The sequence below is a fragment of the Sphingobium yanoikuyae genome (assembly GCF_013001025.1).
In the GTDB taxonomy this organism is placed as follows: Bacteria; Pseudomonadota; Alphaproteobacteria; order Sphingomonadales; family Sphingomonadaceae; genus Sphingobium; species Sphingobium yanoikuyae_A.
This window is the reverse complement of record NZ_CP053021.1, coordinates 2637638-2657987: the sequence shown is the minus strand read 5'-3', so window position 1 is coordinate 2657987 and position 20350 is coordinate 2637638. Positions and strand designations below refer to the sequence as shown.

21 protein-coding genes are annotated in these 20350 nt (G+C 64.6%); 7 read left to right on the top strand and 14 right to left on the bottom strand.

Translation table 11 applies throughout. The features are described from left to right. Positions 1-1464 carry a TolC family protein gene (locus HH800_RS13035; protein ID WP_169861332.1) on the top strand — a complete coding sequence of 488 codons (1464 nt, stop codon included), beginning with the start codon at positions 1-3 and terminating at the stop codon, positions 1462-1464. Positions 1465-1488: 24 nt separating this feature from the next. Here HH800_RS13035 and HH800_RS13030 read toward each other — a convergent pair whose 3' ends face one another. From HH800_RS13030 to HH800_RS13020, 3 genes are all read right to left on the bottom strand, one after another. Then, on the bottom strand, positions 1489-2619 hold the full coding sequence (locus HH800_RS13030; protein ID WP_235681877.1) for a GNAT family N-acetyltransferase: 1131 nt from the start codon (positions 2617-2619) through the stop codon (positions 1489-1491). A 53-nt stretch (positions 2620-2672) separates the two neighbouring features. Beyond that, a complete protein-coding gene (locus HH800_RS13025) occupies positions 2673-3509 on the bottom strand; it encodes a transcription factor jumonji, JmjC (protein ID WP_169861330.1) in 837 nt (278 codons plus the stop codon). A 427-nt stretch (positions 3510-3936) separates the two neighbouring features. After that, a complete protein-coding gene (locus tag HH800_RS13020) occupies positions 3937-4392 on the bottom strand; it encodes a universal stress protein (protein ID WP_004207608.1) in 456 nt (151 codons plus the stop codon). A gap of 189 nt (positions 4393-4581) precedes the next feature. On the opposite strand from HH800_RS13020, the gene HH800_RS13015 reads away from it, so the two are divergent. Genes HH800_RS13015 through HH800_RS13000 form a run of 4 tightly spaced genes read left to right on the top strand, consistent with a single transcriptional unit; the run spans position 4582 to position 8362 of the window. Continuing rightward, positions 4582-5886: a pyruvate dehydrogenase complex dihydrolipoamide acetyltransferase gene (locus HH800_RS13015; RefSeq protein ID WP_169861329.1), complete on the top strand. Its 1305-nt coding sequence runs from the start codon at positions 4582-4584 to the stop codon at positions 5884-5886. Next, positions 5886-6287: an acyl-CoA thioesterase gene (locus HH800_RS13010; protein WP_004207606.1), complete on the top strand. Its 402-nt coding sequence runs from the start codon at positions 5886-5888 to the stop codon at positions 6285-6287. Before HH800_RS13015 ends, HH800_RS13010 begins: the two co-directional genes overlap by 1 nt. Before the next feature lie 40 nt (positions 6288-6327). Then, positions 6328-7743 (top strand): dihydrolipoyl dehydrogenase, encoded by a 1416-nt coding sequence (gene lpdA, locus HH800_RS13005; RefSeq protein ID WP_010336022.1) that lies wholly within the window; start codon positions 6328-6330, stop codon positions 7741-7743. After that, complete coding sequence (locus HH800_RS13000; protein ID WP_169861328.1) at positions 7721-8362, top strand: phosphatase PAP2 family protein; 642 nt, start codon at positions 7721-7723, stop codon at positions 8360-8362. The genes lpdA and HH800_RS13000 overlap by 23 nt, the downstream gene beginning before the upstream one ends. On the opposite strand, the gene HH800_RS12995 is transcribed toward HH800_RS13000, so the two are convergent. From HH800_RS12995 to HH800_RS12945, 11 genes are all read right to left on the bottom strand, one after another. Then, the gene (locus tag HH800_RS12995; protein WP_169861327.1) at positions 8336-9778 is read right to left on the bottom strand and encodes a DUF2142 domain-containing protein; all 1443 of its coding nucleotides are present in this window, start codon (positions 9776-9778) and stop codon (positions 8336-8338) included. The genes HH800_RS13000 and HH800_RS12995 overlap by 27 nt on opposite strands. A gap of 468 nt (positions 9779-10246) precedes the next feature. Beyond that, on the bottom strand, positions 10247-11194 hold the full coding sequence (locus tag HH800_RS12990) for a hemolysin family protein (protein ID WP_169861326.1): 948 nt from the start codon (positions 11192-11194) through the stop codon (positions 10247-10249). Positions 11195-11263: 69 nt separating this feature from the next. Then, positions 11264-11773, bottom strand: a complete 510-nt coding sequence (ybeY, locus tag HH800_RS12985) for an rRNA maturation RNase YbeY (protein WP_037516911.1) — start codon at positions 11771-11773, stop codon at positions 11264-11266. Positions 11774-11797: 24 nt separating this feature from the next. Next, the gene (locus HH800_RS12980; RefSeq protein ID WP_010336027.1) at positions 11798-12799 is read right to left on the bottom strand and encodes a PhoH family protein; all 1002 of its coding nucleotides are present in this window, start codon (positions 12797-12799) and stop codon (positions 11798-11800) included. 101 nt (positions 12800-12900) lie between these two features. Then, positions 12901-14265, bottom strand: a complete 1365-nt coding sequence (gene miaB / locus HH800_RS12975) for a tRNA (N6-isopentenyl adenosine(37)-C2)-methylthiotransferase MiaB (RefSeq protein WP_169861325.1) — start codon at positions 14263-14265, stop codon at positions 12901-12903. 9 nt (positions 14266-14274) lie between these two features. Then, entirely contained in the window at positions 14275-15033 is a 759-nt protein-coding gene (locus HH800_RS12970) for a lysophospholipid acyltransferase family protein (RefSeq protein ID WP_169861324.1), read from the bottom strand. Between the two features lie 4 nt (positions 15034-15037). After that, positions 15038-15460 carry a Fur family transcriptional regulator gene (locus tag HH800_RS12965; RefSeq protein WP_004207596.1) on the bottom strand — a complete coding sequence of 141 codons (423 nt, stop codon included), beginning with the start codon at positions 15458-15460 and terminating at the stop codon, positions 15038-15040. Positions 15461-15586: 126 nt separating this feature from the next. Next, a complete protein-coding gene (locus HH800_RS12960) occupies positions 15587-16012 on the bottom strand; it encodes a MucR family transcriptional regulator (RefSeq protein ID WP_004207595.1) in 426 nt (141 codons plus the stop codon). 111 nt (positions 16013-16123) lie between these two features. After that, positions 16124-16606, bottom strand: coding sequence for a GNAT family N-acetyltransferase (locus tag HH800_RS12955; RefSeq protein ID WP_037511585.1), 483 nt, complete (start codon positions 16604-16606; stop codon positions 16124-16126). Further along, positions 16603-17229 carry a tRNA (adenosine(37)-N6)-threonylcarbamoyltransferase complex dimerization subunit type 1 TsaB gene (gene tsaB / locus HH800_RS12950; protein WP_169861323.1) on the bottom strand — a complete coding sequence of 209 codons (627 nt, stop codon included), beginning with the start codon at positions 17227-17229 and terminating at the stop codon, positions 16603-16605. Before tsaB ends, HH800_RS12955 begins: the two co-directional genes overlap by 4 nt. An 88-nt stretch (positions 17230-17317) precedes the next feature. Further along, positions 17318-17896: a NifU family protein gene (locus HH800_RS12945; RefSeq protein ID WP_010336031.1), complete on the bottom strand. Its 579-nt coding sequence runs from the start codon at positions 17894-17896 to the stop codon at positions 17318-17320. 105 nt (positions 17897-18001) lie between these two features. Here HH800_RS12945 and HH800_RS12940 point away from each other — a divergent pair, with 105 nt between their 5' ends. Next, positions 18002-18472: a pyridoxamine 5'-phosphate oxidase family protein gene (locus tag HH800_RS12940; protein ID WP_136187600.1), complete on the top strand. Its 471-nt coding sequence runs from the start codon at positions 18002-18004 to the stop codon at positions 18470-18472. 279 nt (positions 18473-18751) lie between these two features. Beyond that, entirely contained in the window at positions 18752-20182 is a 1431-nt protein-coding gene (locus HH800_RS12935; RefSeq protein ID WP_125986704.1) for a DEAD/DEAH box helicase, read from the top strand. Positions 20183-20350 lie beyond the last annotated feature (168 nt).

Here is a 20350-nt window from a genome sequence, read left to right as displayed (position 1 = left end):
ATGTGGCGCGCAATGGCGCTGCCCATGCTGGTCGCGGCCATGGGCGCGGGCACCCTGCCGTGCGCGGCCGGTGCAGCCCTGTCGGTCGATGCGACGCCCGCGCCGACCGCAGGGCAGCCCTCGACGCCGCTGACGCTGGATGAGGTGCTGCAATCCTCGGCCCGCTCGGCGCCCGATATCATTGCCGCCCTGGCGCGCGCGCGTCAGGCCGAAGGGCGCGCGATCAGCGCACAGGGCGCTTTCGACACGGTGTTTTCCGTGGATGCCCGCAGCCGGGTCGAGGGCTATTATGACGGCACGCTGATCGACAGCAAGGTCGAACGCCCGCTGACCGGCAATGGCGGCTATGTCTATGGCCAATATCGCAATTCGCGCGGGGATTTCCCGGTTTATGAGGACAAGGCCTATACCAATCGCGCGGGCGAACTGAAGATCGGAGCGCTCTATGCCCTCATGCGCGATCGCCTGATCGACGCGCGGCGATCCGCTTCGCAAATCGCCGGCAATGACATCGACATCGCCCGCTTCGAAACGCGGGCGACCGCCATCGGCGTGCAGGCGCGCGCCATTGCCGCCTATCAGAAATGGGTGGCGAGCGGCCTCAAGCTCAAGGCTTATGAGGCGCTATACGATCTGGCGGAAAGCCGCAGCCAGGGCATTGCGCGCCAGGTGCAACTGGGCGCCAAGTCCGCGATATTGCTGACCGAAAACGAAGCCAACATGGTCAAGCGCGAGGCGCTGGTGGTGCAGGCGCGGCAGGAGTTCATGGCGGCGGCCAACAGCTTCTCGCTCTATTATCGCGATGCGGACGGATTGCCGATCCTCGTCGATGCCGCGCGCCTGCCCGCATCCGCCGCCGCGTTCGACGGCCTGCGGATCAACCCGCTGTTCGCGATCGAGGATCGTCCCGACTTCGGCATCCTGCTGGAGGAAATCGATAACGCCTCGGTCAAGCTGGCGCTGGCCGAGAACGACACCCGCCCCAAGCTGGATTTCGAGGGGCAGGTTGCCAAGGATGTCGGTGCCCAGGGTCTGGGTGGCTATAGCCGCACGCCGCTGGAGGTGATCGTCGGCGTGACCTTCAAGGTGCCGCTGCAGAACCGCAAAGCGAGGGGCAAGGTCGCCGAGAGCCAGGCAAAGATCGACGAACTCACCGTCAAGCAGCGCTATCTGGCGGAAAAGATCCGCACCGAAGTGGCCGGCATCGGCATCGAGGTCGACGCCGCGCGCGTGCTGGTGGATACGACCCGGCGGCAGCGCGACCTGGCCGAACGACTGGCCCAGGCCGAGCGGCGCCGCTTCGATCTGGGATCGAGCGATTTCTTCCTGGTCAATAGTCGCGAGGAAGCGGCCACCGATGCCGCGGTCAAGCTGATCGAGGCGCAGGCACGCATCGCCGCAGCCCAGGCCGAAATGGCGGCGGCAACGGCCGATGACCGGGCGCTGGGGCTGGACCGCAGCTAGGCGGCATGTTGCTACGACCTGGCGTCAGGGCCCCGGTCGGTCGGGAAAAAGGGCCTTGATCGCCGCATAGGCGGCTCTCGCCTTCATCAGGGCGTCGAACTGGACTTGGTGCCAGGGCGAGCCGATCGCGACGACACCATCGACAATCTTCCGGTTGCTGCCCCAAAGTCGATGGCAGTGCCCGGCGCCGCGTGGGACGCAGCTGTCGAAGGACATGCCGGGGCGGACCTCGATGTGATCCCTGATGTCGCGCATCAGAAGCTGGCCCGGCGCATAAGCGCGATAATCCTCGTCGAACGCCATCTTGAAGCCATGGCCCCAGATGGCGGCTTCAAACCAGCTCGACATGGCGATGGCGCGGCCCCCGACCGACAGGGTGGCGAGGCGGGCGCTGCCGTTCGCATGACCGCGCTCAATCACTTCGCAAAACAGGGCTTGGGTCGCGCCGTCGCTTGCCAATGCGCTGCCGCCCCGGCCTTTCCAGCCGGATGCCTCCAGGTCCAGAAACGCGTCGATCCAGGCTGTGCATGGCGCGTCAGACGCCAGAATGTCGATCGTGACCGGGCCATGGTCCTGTTCCAGCCGCTTCGACAGGCTGCGCAGTCGGCTCCGCATTTTCGCGTCGCTGCGGCCTTCCCCTTGCTTGCCGGCGCGATAGGCTGGACGATCATGGCAATGGATGGTGTGGAATGCTCGCCTTTCCCGTTCACAGCGATCGAACAGGGCGATATTGACCGGATCGTCGGCATCCAGTCCGGAGACATGCAGCATGATCTCCCCGCCTGCGCGCTGGTCCAGGAAGGCGAACAGGCTCTTCCAGAACAGATCAGCGGACTGCGCGATGACCAGCGGCGTACCCAGGAACTGGTTGGTCGCCGACCAGTTGCGCCAGATGCGAACGGGCCACCGGCCGAAGCGTGGTACGGCGAGCAGCGGCATGACGCCCAGCCATGGTCCATCGATGGGGGCGACGACGGCCAGTAACACGTCAGCGCCATCAGGCGCGTGGCTCAGGGCGGCGTCCATGAACCAGTCCTGCGCGAAGACATTGGCGGCCCCGGCCAGTGCCGACAGGGCTGCCCACTGCGCGCGATCATCGGCCGTCAGATCGGCATGGCGCAGGATGCGGACGGCGGGTTGGTCGGCGTCCGACATCGGCCAGGCATGGCTTGAGTCCGGTTGGAAACTGCCGGAGGCGGGAAGGTGGCTCATAACAGCCCGGCCTTGCGCGCCACGCGGCACCCGATCGAGCGCCATTTGGCGGCCTTGGGCCATATCGGCACGTCGCCGGTGGGCAGGCCCCATCGCCGCAGCAGCGGATTGATCTGCATGGCGTCGCCCAGCGTCTGGCTCCACTGGCTCTGCCAAGTGATCGACAGCGAAATGGACGGCTCCGAGCCCGCCCTGACCCAATGGGGCGAGGCATAGGGGATGAACAGGCCGTCGCCCGGCTGCATGGGGTGGATGTCGGCATCCGCCTCATAGGCGTCGTTCCAGGGCAGCATATTGTCGCCACCACCATAATAGGCTTCGTGCCGGTCGATCGGCAGCCATGGTGCCATCGGGCGATAGGTCGCGAACTGTTTGTCGCCCGCGATCTGGAAGAGGATATTATATTCGCAATCGAAGTGAAACGGGGTGAGCGTTCCCGGCGCGGAAATGAAGATGAACCCCCGCACCGTCAGCCCCGGACCGGTCGCTGGAGAAATTGCGGGGCCGATCTGGTCCATCAGCCTGGCCAGCAACTCGCGATAGGCGGGCAGTTGCTCGACGAAGCGGAGCATGATCCAGTTGCCGCTGGTCTGGATCGAGCGAATGACGGTGGCGACATCGGCGTCGTCGGAGCGGTCCATCGCGAATTCGCCGCCATTGGGGGCGTTGCCGATCCGGCGTTCGACAAATTGCGGTGGCAGGTCGATGCTGGCTTTTGCCAGGGCTTCGAACGAGAGCAGCGGATGGCCCGTCAGGCTATGCTGCAGCATCGTCGGTGACAGCGGATAGGCGCTGGCGAAAGGACCGAGACTGGACGGCGCAACAAAGCTCATGGAGGAAGTTCTTCCGCTATGACGAGATCAATTGCCGCAAGATTGTCCTGCAAGGTTGAAGATCGCGTTAAGCAAGGTGCGCGTCTTCCTGTATATTTCAGGTCATAAGAAGTTCAGTTTCTGTCTGGGCTGAGTTGAAATGGTGATGCGGAAATATCGATTTGGATGAAAGATGGTTGCGACAATGATTTCTGGTCTGTTTCCGCATTGATGCGATGAAGAAGATCGTAATGCGGTGTTTCGATCGTGCCTGGTCTTAGATGCGCGCTATTCTCCCCTTGCGCGATTGTCGGATGCCGCGCTGGTACGCAACCGTGCAGCATGATGAGATTGTCGGCAGCGACGAGAGGTCTGCGCTTGATGGGGCGCCGCGGACGCACGCGCCGGCACGACGCATTTCGCCGTGGAGAAGCCTTGAGGCTCTGGTTCAACTCAGCCGGTCGATCGCGTCGCTGTCGAGGCCACCGGGGATGATCATGATCGGGCAGGGCATCTTGCCCGCGTCCGATCCGGTGAAGTGGGATACCAGGGCACCGGGTGGGCCACTGGCGGCGGCGCCCAGGACCAGGGCGGCGACATCGTCCATTTCCTCCAGCGTCTTGCGCACGACCGCGACGGGATCGCCCTGGCGCACGGTGATGCTGGGGCGGATGCCGGATTCGTCGGTCAGCGTGCCGGCGGCGCTGGTTACCAGCGCTTCGGCCCGTTGCAGCGCCTCATCCTCCATCGTCGCCTGGACGCCGCCCCACTGGACGAATTCGGACGGCGGGATGAGGGCCAGGATGCGGATCGTCCCGGCCGTCTTGGCGGCGCGGCGTGCGGCGAAGCGCAGCGCGGTTTCCGCTTCGGGCGATTCGTCCACGACCACCAGATATGTCCGCATTGTTCGATATCCCCGAGAAACAAAAATCGGCCTTGCCGGCCCGTCAAAACTGCCCCGACGAACCAACGAGGTGAAATGTGGGGCATTATGGGCCCTTGCGCAAGGCGTGGCCTTGACCGTTCCGGCCAAAGGGTGAAAACGGGCTCCGAAACGGCGCGTGCCAGATAATCAAGAAGAGGCCCCGAACGCATGAGCAAGACGATCCAGATGCCTGCCCTGTCCCCCACCATGGAGGAGGGCACGCTGGCCAAGTGGCTGGTCAAGGAAGGGGACAAGGTATCGTCCGGCGACCTTCTCGCCGAGATCGAGACCGACAAGGCCACCATGGAATTCGAAGCGGTCGATGAAGGCACCGTCGCCAAGATCCTGGTGTCGGAAGGCGCCGAGGGCGTGAAGGTCGGCACCGTCATCGCGATCATCGCCGAAGAGGGCGAGGATGTCGCCGCAGCGGCCGCCAGCGGTGGCGCTGCCCCCGCGCCCAAGGCTGATGCGGTTCCCGCCAAGGCCGAAGCCGCCGCCCCCGCCGCCAAGGCTGATCCGGTGCCGGCGAAGGCGGCTGCGCCTGCCGCCGCTCCGGCGGAAGGCCGCGTGAAGGCGAGCCCGCTGGCCCGTCGCCTGGCCGAAGCCAAGGGCGTCGATCTGGCTGCTGTCGCCGGTTCGGGCCCGAACGGCCGCATCGTCAAGGCTGACCTGGATGGCGCCGCTGCTGCCCCGGCCAAGACCGCTGCACCGGTTGCCGCCCCGGCCGCTGCTGCACCCGCCGCTGCCCCGGCACCGGTGGCCGCTGCCGCGCAGGATTTCGGCATTCCGCACGAAGTCATCAAGCTCAACGGCATGCGCAAGACGATCGCGCGCCGCCTGACCGAGTCCAAGCAGCAGGTGCCGCACATCTACCTGACCGTGGACATCCAGCTCGACAAGCTGCTGAAGCTGCGCGGCGAGCTGAACGCCGGCCTGTCGGGCCGTGGCGTCAAGCTGTCGGTCAACGACCTGCTGATCAAGGCGCTGGGCGTCGGGCTGATGCAGGTGCCCGAGTGCAACGTGCAGTTCGCCGGTGACCAGATGCTGCAGTTCAAGCGCGCCGACATTTCGGTGGCCGTGTCGATCCCCGGTGGCCTGATCACCCCGATCGTCACCGGCGCCGACATCAAGGGCGTCGCCGCCATCTCGAACGAGATGAAGGACCTGGCCGATCGCGCCAAGGCCGGCAAACTGCAGCCGAGCGAATATCAGGGCGGCACCGCGTCGCTGTCGAACATGGGCATGTTCGGCATCAAGCAGTTCGAAGCCGTCATCAACCCGCCGCAGGGCATGATCATGGCGATCGGCGCGGGCGAGAAGCGTCCCTTCGTGGTCGATGACTCGCTCCAGATCGCGACCGTGATGTCGGCGACCGGCAGCTTCGATCATCGCGCGATCGATGGCGCCGACGGCGCTCGCCTGATGAAGGCGTTCCGCGAACTCATCGAAAATCCGCTGGGCATGCTGGCCTGATGGCGAAGATCGACGAGCAGCCGCCGGAGCATAGCCCGGCGGTGCGCGTCATCGCCATGCCAGCCGATACCAATCCCCATGGGGATATTTTCGGCGGCTGGCTGATGAGCCTGATGGATTCGGCTGCGGGTTCGGTCGCGGCGCGCTACAGCCACGGCCGTGCGGTGACGATCGCGGTGGAGGGCATGACCTTCCACCGTCCGGTCATCGTCGGCGATGAGGTGTCGGTGTTCGCGACGCTGAAGTCGGTCGGCCGCACATCGATGAAGATCGATGTCGAGGCGTGGCGCCGTGCCCGTCACGACGATCGATCCTATCGCGTGACCCAGGCGACCTTCACCTTCGTGGCGATCGGTGAAGATCGCCAGCCCCGTTCCGTGCCGCCGCTGCCTGCTCAATAAGGGCGCGGCCTGACCAAGATATCGAATAGCGAGAGAGACCATGGCTGATACCTATGACCTGATCGTCCTCGGCTCCGGCCCGGGCGGCTATGTTGCCGCCATCCGGGCGGCGCAACTGGGCCTCAAGACCGCGATCGTGGAGCGCGAAAATCTGGGCGGCATCTGCCTCAACTGGGGCTGTATTCCGACCAAGGCGCTGCTGCGCTCGGCCGAAATCTTCCATTATATGCAGCATGCCAAGGATTATGGCCTGGTTGCCGAGAAGATCAGCGCCGACATCGAAGCGGTGGTGAAGCGCTCGCGTGGCGTCGCCAAGCAGCTCAATCAGGGCGTCACGCACCTGATGAAGAAGAACAAGATCACCGTTCACATGGGCGATGGCAAGCTGACCGGAAAGGGCAAGCTGACCGTCACCAAGGACGGCAAGAGCGAAGAGCTGACCGCCAAGCATATCATCGTCGCGACCGGCGCCCGCGCCCGCGACCTGCCGCAGCTGAAAGCTGACGGCAAGCGCGTGTGGACCTATCGCCATGCCATGACTCCGGCGGAAATGCCGACCAAGCTGCTGGTCATCGGTTCGGGCGCGATCGGTATCGAATTCGCCAGCTTCTACAACGACATGGGCGCTGACGTGACCGTGGTCGAGATGATGGACCGGATCGTGCCGGTCGAGGATGCCGATGTCTCGGCCTTCCTCGAAAAGGCGGTTAAGAAGCAGGGCATGACCATCCTGACCGGCGCCAAGATCGAGAAGATCGCCGCGACCGACAAGGCCGTGACCGCGACCATCAAGGACAAGGCCGGCAAGGACATCACCGCCGAATATAGCCATGTCATCGTGGCGATCGGCATCGTCCCCAATGTCGAGAATATCGGTCTGGAAGAGGTTGGCGTCGAGCCCGACCAGCGCTTCCACATCAAGACTGACGCCTATGGCCGCACCAATGTCGACGGCATCTGGGCGATCGGCGACGTCACCGCGCCGCCATGGCTGGCCCACAAGGCAAGCCACGAAGCCGTCACCACGGTCGAGGCGATCGCGCAGGCGCTGGGCAACAAGGATGTCCACCCGCATGCGATGGACGTGCGCAACATTCCGGGTTGCACCTATTGCCACCCGCAGATCGCGTCGGTCGGCCTGACCGAAGCCAAGGCCAAGGAAGCGGGCTACGACGTCAAGGTAGGCATGTTCCCCTTCATCGGCAACGGCAAGGCGATCGCGCTGGGCGAGGCCGAGGGCTTCACCAAGACCGTGTTCGACGCCAAAACCGGCGAACTGCTGGGCGCCCACATGATCGGCGCGGAAGTAACCGAGATGATCCAGGGCTATACCATCGGCAAGACGCTGGAGACCACCGAAGCCGAACTGATGCAGACGGTGTTCCCGCACCCGACCATCTCGGAATCGATGCATGAAAGCGTGCTCGCCGCTTATGGGCGTGCGCTCCATATCTGATCGGCAGAAGATGCTGAAAAAGGGCGCGGGGATATTCATCCTCGCGCTTTTTTGCGTGCTGGGAATCGCGCTGGCGCAGCGCAATGGTCTGCTCGACGATCTGAACATCGGTCTGATGGGCTGGGCCGGGCAGGGGCGCGAGACGGCGCTGGGCGGGCAGGTGACCATGGTCATGCGGCTCGCCTCGGCAATCGGCGGCACGGCGATCCGCATCATCCTGTCGCTGGTCGTGCTGGGGGCGCTGGTCTTTACCGGGCGGCGCGCGGCGGCCTGGTGGTTTGCCGGGGTGGAGATTGGCGGCACGCTGCTCAACCTGATCCTCAAACAGATTTTCGCCGCGCCCCGGCCAGACCTGCTGCCGCATCTCGACATCGTGCATAGCTACAGCTTCCCCAGCGGTCATGCGGCGGGGAACATGATGTTCTTCGGCGCGCTGGCGATGCTGGCCGGGCAGCGCTGGGCCTATGGCGCGGGCGGGGCGATGATCGCGCTGATCGGCGCCAGCCGGGTATGGCTGGGCGTGCATTGGCCGAGCGACGTGATGGCCGGATGGGTCGAGGGGCTGGGCTGGCTTGTGCTGTGCGCGGTCTGGCTACCAGCGCGGCGAGGGCAACAGTAAGGCGCGGCCGATGCTGCCGTGCGGCGGCATGCCGTCGGCGGTGACGAAGCCATGGATCCAGAAGCTGTCCCAGGCACTGAGCATCGCGATAAGGAGCAGTGTCAGGCCCACGCCCGCGCAGAGCAGGCGGGCGCCGCGCAGCGGATCGGCCGGCATCAATGCCAGCAGCACGAGCGGCAGCAGCGGCAGGAAATAGCGACCCTGCGTCCCCTGGACATAATCGGCGCCGAGCGGCGTGCCGGTGAGATACATGGCGGTTTCGATCAGCAGCGCGGTGCCGAGCGCGATCGCCAGCCACCAGAGCCGCTGGCCGAGGCCGAAGCGCACGCCCGATCCGCTCAGCACGGCGCTGCCAAGCATCAGCAGGGCAAGGGGGTAAGCGAGCAGCGGCAGCAGGATGGCGTTCCAGCCGAAACGGCCGATGATCTGCAGCGCATAGACTGGCGCGCGTTCGACAATGCTGGACGCGAGGATGCGGGCATAGGCGGCCGGGTCGGCCAGGATCACGGCCAGCTGCTGCGCCAGCGGGGCGGTCAGCACGCTCTCCCCGGTCTTGCGCGAGGTGATGTGATAGAGCGCCTGGCTGCCGCCGTTCGCCTTCATCCAGACAGCGAAGATGACAGCCCCCAGCAGCATCGCGCTCAGGATCAGCGCGTTGCGAAGCAGGCTGGCGCGGCTGGGCCAGCGCAGGCCGGCGGCCATCAGCGGCAGATAGACGCCCTTGGCCAGCGCCAGCAGCGGCGCGGTGACCAGCGTGGCGGCGGTGCTGGCGCGCTGCGGCGCCATGAAGCCGATCCGCAGTGCCAGGGCGAGGCCGAGAAAGCCGATGCCGTTGATGACCGCATCGGGTGAGAGCGAGCCGATCTGATAGCAGAAGGTCGGCAGCAGCGCGGTGCCGAGCAGCGCCATGCGGCCAAAGGGGATGAGGCGCAGCGCGGCGAGGAGCAGCAGCAATGCGGTCAGCGCATTGGCGATACGGCCGGCATAGAAGGCGCCGATGCGCGGCAGGCCGAGCGCGTCGCCTATCGCGAGGCCGACGGCGCCAGGGGCATAGAGGGTCGGCGCATAGCTGGCGACATTGGGAAATTCGGCAAAGCGCGTGCCGGGGCGAGCGGCGTCGGCGGCCCAGGCCCGGTCGATCATCGTCTTGTCATAGCGGTGGCGTTGGCCGTCCGGTTCGGTCGGGAAATCGAGAGCATGAAGATCGACCGCGGCACGCGGCAGTTCCGCGCCGATCCGGTCGCCATGGGCTTCCGTCACCACATGGCCCTGCGACAGGGCCAGCGCCTTCATATAATGCTGGTTCTCATCCGGCGCCTGGAAAGGAGGTGTCAGAGTCGCGAAGAACAAAGTCGCGAGGCAGATCGCAAGAAACACTATCCGTTCGAGACGCGACCATGGCGCGGCGATCGCCATGTCGGCATAAGGATGGTTCCTGGAAGAAGATCGCTCGCTGCGCATGCCCGCCGTTCGGTTGAATATTGATACGCCCTAGATATGCCCCGTTAACATTTTGCGATGCGAAAGACGAAGGTTGAATGGCAACAATGTCGAAGTGCCTCGCGGTACTCGCAAGGGGGAAGGGCAGGGAAAGCAACAACCATTTCGAACTTTCCTTCTCCCGCCAGCGGGAGAAGGATATGAAGCCTTGCTGGCAAAGCCGGCTAGGCGAAGTTGGATGAGGGCTGCTTACTCCAGAAGACCCTCACCCTCCCACGCCTTCGGCGCGGGGCCCTCCCTCTCCCGTTTACGGGAGAGGGAATGCGCAATGTCTGCTCGCGGTCCAATATCATCACCGTAGCGGAGGCTGGATGCTCAACAGATCAAGCAGTGATATGTCAAAAATCCTGCCTTTGCTGATCGCAGAGAAAAAGGAAGATACCCTCAGGCATCTTCCGCTTCCAGTTCCTGCTCGACCGGCGGGTGGAGTCGCAGGCGGGTGACGCGGCGGCCGTCGCTGGCCAGGACTTCCAGCTTCCAGCCGCTCTGTTCGTGCGGAATGATCTCGCCCGGTTCGGGGACGCGGCCGGCGAGCACGAAGGCGAGGCCGCCCAGCGTATCGACATCTTCCTCGATCTCGCCCAGGCGCGGGTCGATTTCCTCGGCAACATCGTCCAGTTCGGCGCGGGCGTCGGCGTCCCACATGCCGCCTTCCAACGGCACCAGCATCGCTTCGGGCGCGTCGTCATGCTCGTCCTCGACCTCGCCGACGATTTCCTCGACCAGATCCTCGAAGGTCAGCAGCCCTTCGGTGCCCGAATATTCGTCGAGCACGATGGCCAGATGGGTGCGCTTGGCGCGCATTTCGGCGAGCAGGTCGAGCGCGCCCATGCTTTCGGGCACATAGAGCGGCTGGCGGATCAGCGGCGCCAGCGTATCGGGCACCGGCGCCTTGCCGGCGAGGATGGCGAAGGCATCGCGGATATGGACCATGCCGACGATCGTATCGAGCGTCTCGCGATAGACCGGGATGCGGCTATGACCGGCCTCGGCGAACAGTTCGGCCAGTTCGGCAAAGCTCGCCTTTTCCTCGATCGCGACAATGTCGGCGCGGGGCAGGGCGACGTCGTCGACCGTATGTTCGGAAAAATGCAGCAGGTTGCGGACCATCTGCCGCTCGATCGCGGACAGATCGCCCTTGGCAGGCGGGGCCGCGCCCTCTTCCTGCTCTTCCTCATCATATTCGTCGAGCGCCTCTTCCAGTTCCTTGCGGAGGCTGGGGGCTTCATTCTCGCCGAACAGGAGCGACTTCAGGCCGCTCCATAAACCGCCCTCGTTACTACTGTCCGCTTCCTTGGAACCGGCGCTATCCTTCGGGCTGCCTTCAGCCATCTTACTTCCTATTCCCCTGTTTCAGAACATTGTCGAAGCCGGTGATAGACCGGATCCGAATAAGCATGATCAACCATTGTCCCGATCCCCATAGGGATCGGCCAGGCCAAGGCTGAGGAGCGCGCGGATTTCCAGCGCTTCCATCGCCTCGGCTTCATTGTCGTCCATATGGTCATATCCAAGCAAATGAAAAGTCCCGTGGACGATCAGATGCGTGGCATGGTCGGCGACCGATATGCCCTTTTCCGCGGCTTCGGCGGCGCAGACCCCCTCGGCCAGCACGATATCGCCCAGCAGAACCTCGCCATCGTCGGTGTTCGCCGTCACTTCCAGCAGGTCTTCCTGCACCATCGGGAAGGACAGGACGTTGGTCGGCTTGTCCTTCTCGCGATAGGCGCGGTTGAGCTGATGCACCTCATCGTCGTCGGTCAGCTTGACCGCGACTTCATAGAGGGTGGAGTCGGTCGCGAAGGCGGCATAGGGACTGTGCGCAATGGCGGCCGAAACCGCCTGTTGCGCGAGAAATTCCCAGTCCGGGCCGGGCCAGCCTTCTTCATGAAGGACAGCGACTTCGATCATAATGTTGAGATCCGTTGTGAAGATTTAGGCATCCGGCCCCTCATAGGCCTGGACGATGCGGCCGACCACCGGATGGCGCACGACGTCGCCAATGCCGAAGGGGACCATGGCGATGCCCTCGACCCCGTCGAGCCGCGCGACCGCGTCGGCAAGGCCCGAAATGCCCGGCTGCGGCAGGTCGACCTGCTTGGGATCGCCGCAGATGACCATGCGGCTGCCTTCGCCAAAGCGGGTCAGGAACATCTTCATCTGGGCGATGGTGGTGTTCTGCGCCTCGTCCAGCACGATGAAGGCATTGGCCAGGGTACGACCGCGCATGAAGGCGAGCGGCGCAATCTCGATCTCGCCGCTGGCGATGCGCCGTTCGACCTGTTCGGCCGGCAGCGTGTCGTGCAGCGCGTCGTAGATCGGCCGCAGATAGGGATCGACCTTTTCCTTCATGTCGCCGGGCAGGAAGCCGAGCTTCTCGCCCGCCTCGACAGCCGGGCGGGAGAGGATCAAGCGGTCGACGCTGCCGGTGATGAGCTGGCTGACCGCCTGGGCGACGGCCAGATAGGTCTTGCCGGTGCCTGCCGGGCCAAGCGCGAAGATGATGTCGTTCCGGGTCAGCGCCTCCATATAGGCGACCTGGGTGGCGGAACGGGGGACGATCGTCTTCTTGCGGGTGCGGATCATCACCTTGGGCGGTTCGGCGACGTCATGGCGGATGATGCCGTCCAGCGTCGGTTCGGCCGACATGGCGATCACGGCTTCCACTGCGCCATTGTCGATTTCCTGCCCGGCGACGATGCGGTTGTAGAGGCCGGTCATCACGTCGCGGGCGCGGGCGGCGGCTTCGGCCTCGCCCTCGATCTGCAGCTTGTTGCCGCGGGCGGCGATGTAGACGCCCAGGCGGTTCTCGATCGCGACCAGATTCTGGTCATATTGGCCGAACAGCGCACCCAGAAGATGCGGTTTCTCGAACGTCACTTCCAGGCGCGCGCGCTCGGCAATGTCGGTGCGGGGATGGTGCGGTTTCTTGCCCATTCAAAAGCCTCCCTGGCTCGTCATGCATCTCGTAAGGACCGGCAGGCGCCGTGGGTCGGGGAGATGGCTTCCCGGCTGTGCGGGAATGACGAGGCTTTGGTTCAAGCGGCTTTCCTCCTGCTGATTTCGCCGGCCAGGCTGTTCGGGCCGGCGCTGATGATATCGACATCGACCATGTCGCCAATGCCATATTCGGGCGCGGTGACATGGACGGATTGCAGCCAGGGCGTCTTGCCGATCAGCTGGCCGGGATAGCGGCCCTTGCGTTCGAGCAGGATGCTGGTGGTGCGGCCCACCGTGGCGCTGTTGAAATCGACCTGATGGCGGTTGATCGCGGCCTGCAGCCGGGCCAGCCGTTCGTCCATCACCGCCGCCGGGATCTGATGATCCATGTCCGCCGCCGGGGTGCCGGGGCGGGGGCTGTATTTGAAGGAATAGCATTGTGCATAGCGCACTTGATCGACGATCTTGAGAGTGTCTTCGAACTCGGCGTCGCTCTCGCCGGGGAAGCCGACGATGAAATCGCCCGACAGGGCGATGTCCGGCCGGGCCTCGCGCACGCGTTCGATGATGCGCAGATAGCTGTCCACGCTGTGGCTGCGGTTCATTGCCTTCAAAATGCGGTCATTGCCCGATTGCACCGGCAGGTGGAGGAAGGGCATCAGCTTGGGTTCGTCGCCATGGGCGGCGATCAGGCCATCGCTCATGTCGTTGGGGTGGCTGGTGGTGTAACGGATACGCTCCAGCCCGCCCAGCATCGCCAGTTCGCGGGCCAGGCCGTCCATGCCTTGCATCCGGCCCCGATCATCTTCGCCGGTCCAGGCGTTGACGTTCTGGCCGAGCAGGGTGATCTCGCGCACGCCGCCATCGACCAGCGCCCTGGCCTCGTCCAGGATCGCGGTCCAGCTGCGGCTGATTTCCGCGCCGCGGGTATAGGGCACGACGCAATAGGTGCAGAATTTGTCGCAGCCTTCCATGATCGTCAGGAAGGCGGTCGGCCGGGCCTGCTTGGTGCGGCCGGGCAAAGCAGCGAACTTGGAATTGGCCGGCATGTCGGTGTCGACCGCATCCTCGCCACGCTGCGCCTTGCCAATCAGGTCGGGCAGGCGGTGATAGGCCTGCGGGCCGACGACGATGTCGACATTGCGGGCGCGGCGCTGAATCTCGCCGCCTTCGGCCTGGGCAACGCAGCCGGCGACCGCGATCATCGGGCGCGTGCCATCCTCGCGGGTCAGGCGGCCGATGTCGGAATAGACCTTGTCCACCGCCTTTTCGCGGATGTGGCAGGTGTTGAGAATGACGAGGTCGGCCTCTGCGCCATCGGCAGCAGCGGTCATGCCGCGCTCGCCCAGCATTTCGGCCATGCGTTCGCCATCATAGACGTTCATCTGGCAGCCGAAGGATTTGACCTGGAAGGTGGCCGGGCCCTTGCCGGCTTTATGTTCGGGGGCGTCGTTACGATTCATGCCGTCCAGCTATACAGGCGCTTGGCCCGAAGAGGAAGGTGGCAGGTGCGCGGCAATGCTCGCGGCGATCCGCTGGTGCGCGGTGGCCGCCAATATCTTGCGATCGGCGCAACTGGCCGGGTCGAACGGCTCCAGGAACCGGATGGTGACGGGCAGGCGGCCCTTGCGCTCCAGCAGCCGTTTGGCGTTGGCGCCGGCGGGTTCGTCGCCATGCCAGGCGATCTCCGCCGTGGCGGCGCCATAATCGATATGGACCGGCTGGATCATCACCGCGCGCGGCGGCGGCATCAGTACGGCGAGCAGCGAGGGCTTGAAGGGCAGCAGGCCACTGCCATCGCTGGTCGTGCCTTCAGGGAAGAGGGCGACCGGCTGATGACCGGCAAGCGCGGCGCGCAGCGCATCGAGCTGGCCCGACAGGCTGCCGCGCTTCTCGCGCGAGACGAATAATGTATTGTTCTGGGCGGCGAGCCAGCCGATCACCGGCCAGCTGGCAATGCCGTCATGGGCGACGAAGGCGGCGCCGGTGGCATCGGCCAGGGCGAGAATGTCGATCCAACTGACATGATTGGCGACCAGGAACATGTCGCTGTCGACCGGGCGACCTTCCACCCGGACGCGGGCGCCGACCGAGCGGGCCGCCATCCCCAGGAAGCGGCGCGGCCAGGGGGATGGACGGCGAAACAGGCGCCACAAGAGGTGCGGGGGCAGGCAGAGCAGCAGGCTGCCCAGAAGGGCGGTGATGCGGCCTGCCCGGCGCAGTGGCGCCAAGGCGTCAGTCCTTGCGGTCGAGGGCGACGCCGTACAGTTCCATGCGATGGTCGACCAGGCGGAAGCCGAGCTTTTCGGCGATCTGCTTCTGCAGCAATTCCAGTTCGGGATCGACGAATTCGATGACGTTGCCGGTTTCGACGTCGATCAGATGGTCGTGATGCGATTCCGGGGCGGCTTCGTAGCGGGCGCGGCCGTCACCAAAATCGTGGCGCTCCAGAATGCCGGCTTCCTCGAACAGGCGCACGGTGCGGTAGACGGTGGCGATCGAGATGCCCGGATCGATGGTGGACGCGCGCTTGTGCAGTTCCTCGACATCGGGGTGATCGGTCGCGTCGCTCAGCACCTGGGCGATGACCCGGCGCTGTTCGGTGATGCGCAGGCCCTTCTCGTGGCAAAGGGCTTCGACGTCGATCTTGCGGTTCATGCGGGGGGCTGGCTCGCTTCAAAAATGGAAAAGTCGGACATTGCCTAGCCGCTTTTGTTCCAACGGAAAAGGGGCGCATCGTCGATGCGCCCCTTTCGCAATAGGTAAATGCCGAAGTTGTGGGGCTTATTTGCCGCCACGGGTCCGGCGGCGCTTGGTGCCCAGACCAATCTTCTTGGCCAGCGAGCGGCGCTGTTCGGCATAATTGGGGGCGACCATCGGGTAATCGGCCGGCAGGCCCCACTTGGCGCGATAATCTTCGGGGGTCATCTGATAATGGGTCATCAGGTGACGCTTGAGCATCTTCAGCTTCTTACCGTCTTCCAGACAAATGATGTAATCCGGCTTGATCGATGCGCGTACCGAAACAGCCGGTTCCGGCTTGACTTCGGGGGCGGGCGCCGGGGTCGAAAGACCGGTCAGCGCGGCATGAACATTCTGGATCAGGGTTGCGACGTCGGAAACAGCAACACTGTTGTTCGAGACGTGCGCAGCGACAATGTCGGAGGTCAGAGTGACGAGCAGTTCGCTCTGTGCCGATTCGTTTTCCATTTTTCTTGTTTCCTGCAAAGGCTTCTATTGTGCGACCCGCCTGAGGAAATGGATTCAGAGCGGTATATCTTGGCTAGACCCTGTGGCCTGCCTTCGCAAGAGAAGATTGCCTTAAACAAGCATGTCGATGCGAAAACTCAAAGCGTCATGAAGCTTTCCATCATTGCCCCGATAGTAACCGGGGCGACGATGTACATATTCGAAACCAATAGTCTCATAAAGTTTGACCGCCATGTTCGATGCGCGGACTTCCAGGTTCATCGACGTGATGCCACGGCGACGCGCCAGCGTCAGGCTGTGGCCCAGCAGGGACCGGCCGATGCCACGGCCACGCCATAGCGGATCGACCGCCAGCAGCAGCAGTTCGCATTCGTCCAGCACCGAGCGGACCAGGGCGAAGCCGAGCGGGGCCGCATCGACATGGGCGATGGTCAGCCAGGTGCCCGGCATGGTCATGACCCCCGACAATTGGGGCAGGGTCCAGGCTTCGCCGAACAGCGGGTCGAAGGCGCGGGTCATCACTTCCATGGCGTCGGCGAGCGCATTGCGCTCGCCCTCATCATAGGTGTCGAGCGTCAGGCCGGCGGGGATCATGAAGCGGTGCGCTCCGCGATCGTCTTGGCGTCGGCCTCGCGGCCATAGAGCGGGGAGGGGGCAAGCGGCGGCAGCTCCGCAATCAGGCTGTAGCGCGCGGCTTCGGGATAGAGGGCAATCGCGGTGCCGTCGCCGCGTGCGGTGACCAACGCCTCGGCGCCGGTGCCGTAAAATTGCGCCATGTCCAGTTGGGTCGCGAGCGTGGCGATCGGCGTGGAGGCGGGCTGGGTCGTGGCGGTGCGGCCATCGGCCTCGAACAATTGCCAGAAGAGTTCGCCATGGCCGCCGGTGATGGTGACGGCGACCGGACCGTCCCGATGGTCGACGGCCGCCATCGCGGCGATCAGCGAAAAGGCGCTATAACCATGGAGCGGAACCGACCAGGCGAGCGCCAAGGCGCGGGCGGCGGCGATGCCGATGCGCACGCCAGTGAAGCTGCCCGGCCCGACATCGACCGCGATCGCATCGGCGCGCCCGCCATCGGGCAGCGCGGCGATCGCGGGCAGCAAGGCCTCGGCATGGCCGCGGCCAACGATTTCATGAAAATGGCCGATTGGCTGGCCGTCTTCCAGCAGCGCAACGGACAGCGCCTGTGTGGCGGTGTCGATGACCAATATGCGCAAATTCACTCCCCCGAAGCCGCGGTGCCGATATGGATATGGCTGCGGTTAATCGATCCGGGGCGATTTGCCAAATCCGGTCATCGCAGCGTCAGACCGCGCGGACTTCCGTCACTTCCGGCACATAATGTTTGAGCAACTGCTCGATGCCGTTCTTGAGCGTTGCGGAGGAGGAGGGGCAGCCGGCGCAGGCGCCCTGCATGCGCAGATAGACGGTGCCCTTGTCGAAGCCGCGATAGATGATGTCGCCGCCGTCATTGGCCACGGCCGGACGCACGCGGGTTTCGATCAAATCCTTGATCTGGTCGACGATCTCGGCATCTTCCGGGTCATCGGTGAAAGCCTCTTCTTCGGCCGGGACGCTGAAGCCCGCGGCGGTGCCGGCGGCGAACAGCGGCATGTTGGCCGAGAAATGGTCGAGCAGGATCGAGAGGATTTCCGGCTTCACGTCGCTCCATTCGGCGCCCGGCGCGATCGTCACCGAAATGAAGTCGGCGCCGAAGAAGACACCGGTCACGTCACCCAGGCCGAACAGCGCATCGGCCAGTGGCGAGACTTCCGCCTCTTCGGGGCTGGCGAAGTCGCGGGTGCCCGCGGCGCCCATGACGGCCTGGCCGGGGAGGAATTTGACGGTCGCCGGATTGGGCGTGAGTTCGGTCTCGATCAGCATGGCCGCTATGTGGCGACGTGCGCGCCCGAGATCAAGCGGTCAAACGGAACCTCGGCGGCGTCGGGCCATTTCCTTTGGTGAAGCCCCAGATAAGGAGATGGAAAGATGAGCGACGACAAGGATATTCGCGAACGTTTCTGGACGGATCTGTCGAGCAGCCCGTTCCTGATGGTGGGGTTGCAGGGTGCCCATGCGCACAGCGTGCCGATGACCGCGCAATTGGACAAGGATGCCGATCATTGCTTCTGGTTCTATACCAGTCGCGACAATCGACTGGCGCCCGGCGGCCCGGCGATGGCGCAGTTCGCGGCGAAGGATCATTATCTGTTCGCCTGCATCAACGGCACGCTGGTGCCGGAGACCGACGAGGCGGTGATCGACCGTTACTGGTCGAAGCAGGTCGAGGCCTGGTATCCTGGCGGACGACAGGATCCCAACCTGCTGATGCTGCGCTTTGACCTTGGCACGGCGGAGATCTGGCGCGCCGATCTGTCGATCGGCGGGGTGTTCAAGATGATGTTCGGCGGCGATGTCCGTGCGGAGTTGCGCGACAAGCATGCCGAGGTCAGTCTTTAAAGGATTGGCATGATGTTGGGCGGCCGCGGGCGAAATCCCGTGGCCGCTTGCTTTTCGGCGGCATTTGCCCCATATGTGCGGCAGCGCAGCATGGCCCTTGGGGCCCGATAGCGATTGGCAGCGTGATCGTTCCCGGCTCTGACAGGCCCTGGGAACCGGCCAATGACAGTCTGCGCCAAGCTTGAGGCTTCCCTATTCACGCGGGTCGTTTCCTAACCCGCCTTGCGCCCTTGCTGCGTCCGCAGACAGGTTGGCGCCCGGCCGACTTGTGAGTTTCTCATGCATTTCAATGAACTTGGTCTTTCCGAGCCGATCATCAAGGCGCTTACCGCCAAGAAATATGCCGAGCCGACGCCGATCCAGCAAAAGGCCATTCCGGTCCTGCTGGAAGGCCGCGACCTGTGCGGCATCGCCCAGACCGGCACCGGCAAGACCGCAGCCTTCGCGCTGCCCAGCCTCGACTATTTCGCGCGCAATCCCAAGCCGACGCCGATCAAGGGCTGTCGCATGCTGGTGCTGTCGCCGACCCGCGAGCTGGCCGCCCAGATCGCCCAGAGCTTCCGCGACTATGGTCGCTTCCTGCGCCTGTCGGTGGAAACCGTGTTCGGCGGCGTGCCGGTCAACAAGCAGATCCGTGCCCTGTCGGCCGGCGTCGACATCGTCGTCGCTACCCCCGGCCGCCTGCTCGACCTGATCGACCAGCGCGCCTTCACCATCAAGGACACGGAAATCTTCGTCCTCGACGAAGCGGACCAGATGATGGACATGGGCTTCATCCATCCCCTGAAGCGCATCGCCAAGCTGCTGCCGCGCGATCGCCAGAACCTGTTCTTCTCGGCCACCATGCCCAAGGAGATCGAGGCGCTGGCCGGCCAGTTCCTCAATGATCCGGTCAAGGTCAGCGTCGCGCCGCAGTCGACCACGGCCGAGCGCGTTCGCCAGCAGCTGACCTTCGTCAACCAGGCAGAAAAGCAGGCACTGCTGCATATCGTGCTGAAGACCGAGGAGATTGACCGCGCGCTGATCTTCACCCGCACCAAGCATGGCGCCGACCGCGTCGTGCGTTTCCTGGAGGGCGCGGGCATCCAGGCCTTCGCGATCCATGGCAACAAGAGCCAGGCGCAGCGCACCACCGCGCTGCAGGCGTTCCGCCACGGCCATTGCAAGCTGCTGGTCGCGACCGACATCGCCGCGCGCGGCATCGACGTGTCGGGCGTGTCCCACGTCATCAACTTCGAAATCCCGAACGTGCCGGAACAATATGTCCACCGCATCGGCCGCACGGCGCGTGCCGGCGCGGACGGTATCGCCATCAGCTTCGTGGCGGATGATGAACGGCCTTACCTCAAGGCAATCGAGCGGGCGACCAAGGTGAAGCCCGAGATCGTGCCCCTGCCGGAGAATTTCCTGGAGGCCGTGCGCAACCTTCCCAAGCCCGCGCCGCAGCGCAAGGGGCCGAGCCAGAGCCCGGCCCAGCAGGCCAAGCGCGCCGAAGGCCAGCGTCGCTATCAGGACGGGCAGAAGGCCCAGCGCGGCGCCCCCGACAAGGCTCGCCGTGGTGAAGGGGGCCATCGTGGCGAGGGCGCGCATCGTGGCGAAGGCGATGGTGCCGGCGCCAAGAAGAATTTCCGTCGTCGTCGCGGTGGCGGCGGTGGCGCCGTCGGCACGCACAAGGGCGCGGTCCAGCGCACCGGCGCACCGCGCGGCTAATAGCTGAGGCGTTCCGGGCGCTCCCCCCATGGAGCGTCCGGGGCGACCCGCTCTGACGCGTGCCATTTTGCGCGCGCCATATTTCCATTGTCGCATCGCGTGGGGCGCAGGACCGGTTCTCCCTTCTGTGTGCAATGCTCCGATGCCGCGGCGTGACCATCTTTGTCA

Bases quoted from the DNA above. Each gene is read 5' to 3' on its own strand.
- HH800_RS13030 (WP_235681877.1), bottom strand. From the start codon at position 2,619: ATGTCGGACGCCGACCAACCCGCCGTCCGCATCCTGCGCCATGCCGAT.
- HH800_RS12965 (WP_004207596.1), bottom strand. From the start codon at position 15,460: ATGAACCGCAAGATCGACGTCGAAGCCCTTTGCCACGAGAAGGGCCTG.
- HH800_RS12940 (WP_136187600.1), top strand. From the start codon at position 18,002: ATGAGCGACGACAAGGATATTCGCGAACGTTTCTGGACGGATCTGTCG.
- miaB (WP_169861325.1), bottom strand. From the start codon at position 14,265: ATGAATCGTAACGACGCCCCCGAACATAAAGCCGGCAAGGGCCCGGCC.
- HH800_RS12980 (WP_010336027.1), bottom strand. From the start codon at position 12,799: ATGGGCAAGAAACCGCACCATCCCCGCACCGACATTGCCGAGCGCGCG.
- HH800_RS12990 (WP_169861326.1), bottom strand. From the start codon at position 11,194: ATGGCTGAAGGCAGCCCGAAGGATAGCGCCGGTTCCAAGGAAGCGGAC.
- HH800_RS12945 (WP_010336031.1), bottom strand. From the start codon at position 17,896: ATGCTGATCGAGACCGAACTCACGCCCAATCCGGCGACCGTCAAATTC.
- HH800_RS13035 (WP_169861332.1), top strand. From the start codon at position 1: ATGTGGCGCGCAATGGCGCTGCCCATGCTGGTCGCGGCCATGGGCGCG.
- HH800_RS12955 (WP_037511585.1), bottom strand. From the start codon at position 16,606: ATGATCCCCGCCGGCCTGACGCTCGACACCTATGATGAGGGCGAGCGC.
- HH800_RS12960 (WP_004207595.1), bottom strand. From the start codon at position 16,012: ATGGAAAACGAATCGGCACAGAGCGAACTGCTCGTCACTCTGACCTCC.
- HH800_RS13010 (WP_004207606.1), top strand. From the start codon at position 5,886: ATGGCGAAGATCGACGAGCAGCCGCCGGAGCATAGCCCGGCGGTGCGC.
- lpdA (WP_010336022.1), top strand. From the start codon at position 6,328: ATGGCTGATACCTATGACCTGATCGTCCTCGGCTCCGGCCCGGGCGGC.
- HH800_RS13020 (WP_004207608.1), bottom strand. From the start codon at position 4,392: ATGCGGACATATCTGGTGGTCGTGGACGAATCGCCCGAAGCGGAAACC.
- HH800_RS12995 (WP_169861327.1), bottom strand. From the start codon at position 9,778: ATGGCGATCGCCGCGCCATGGTCGCGTCTCGAACGGATAGTGTTTCTT.
- HH800_RS13025 (WP_169861330.1), bottom strand. From the start codon at position 3,509: ATGAGCTTTGTTGCGCCGTCCAGTCTCGGTCCTTTCGCCAGCGCCTAT.
- HH800_RS13015 (WP_169861329.1), top strand. From the start codon at position 4,582: ATGAGCAAGACGATCCAGATGCCTGCCCTGTCCCCCACCATGGAGGAG.
- ybeY (WP_037516911.1), bottom strand. From the start codon at position 11,773: ATGATCGAAGTCGCTGTCCTTCATGAAGAAGGCTGGCCCGGCCCGGAC.
- HH800_RS13000 (WP_169861328.1), top strand. From the start codon at position 7,721: ATGGGCGTGCGCTCCATATCTGATCGGCAGAAGATGCTGAAAAAGGGC.
- HH800_RS12935 (WP_125986704.1), top strand. From the start codon at position 18,752: ATGCATTTCAATGAACTTGGTCTTTCCGAGCCGATCATCAAGGCGCTT.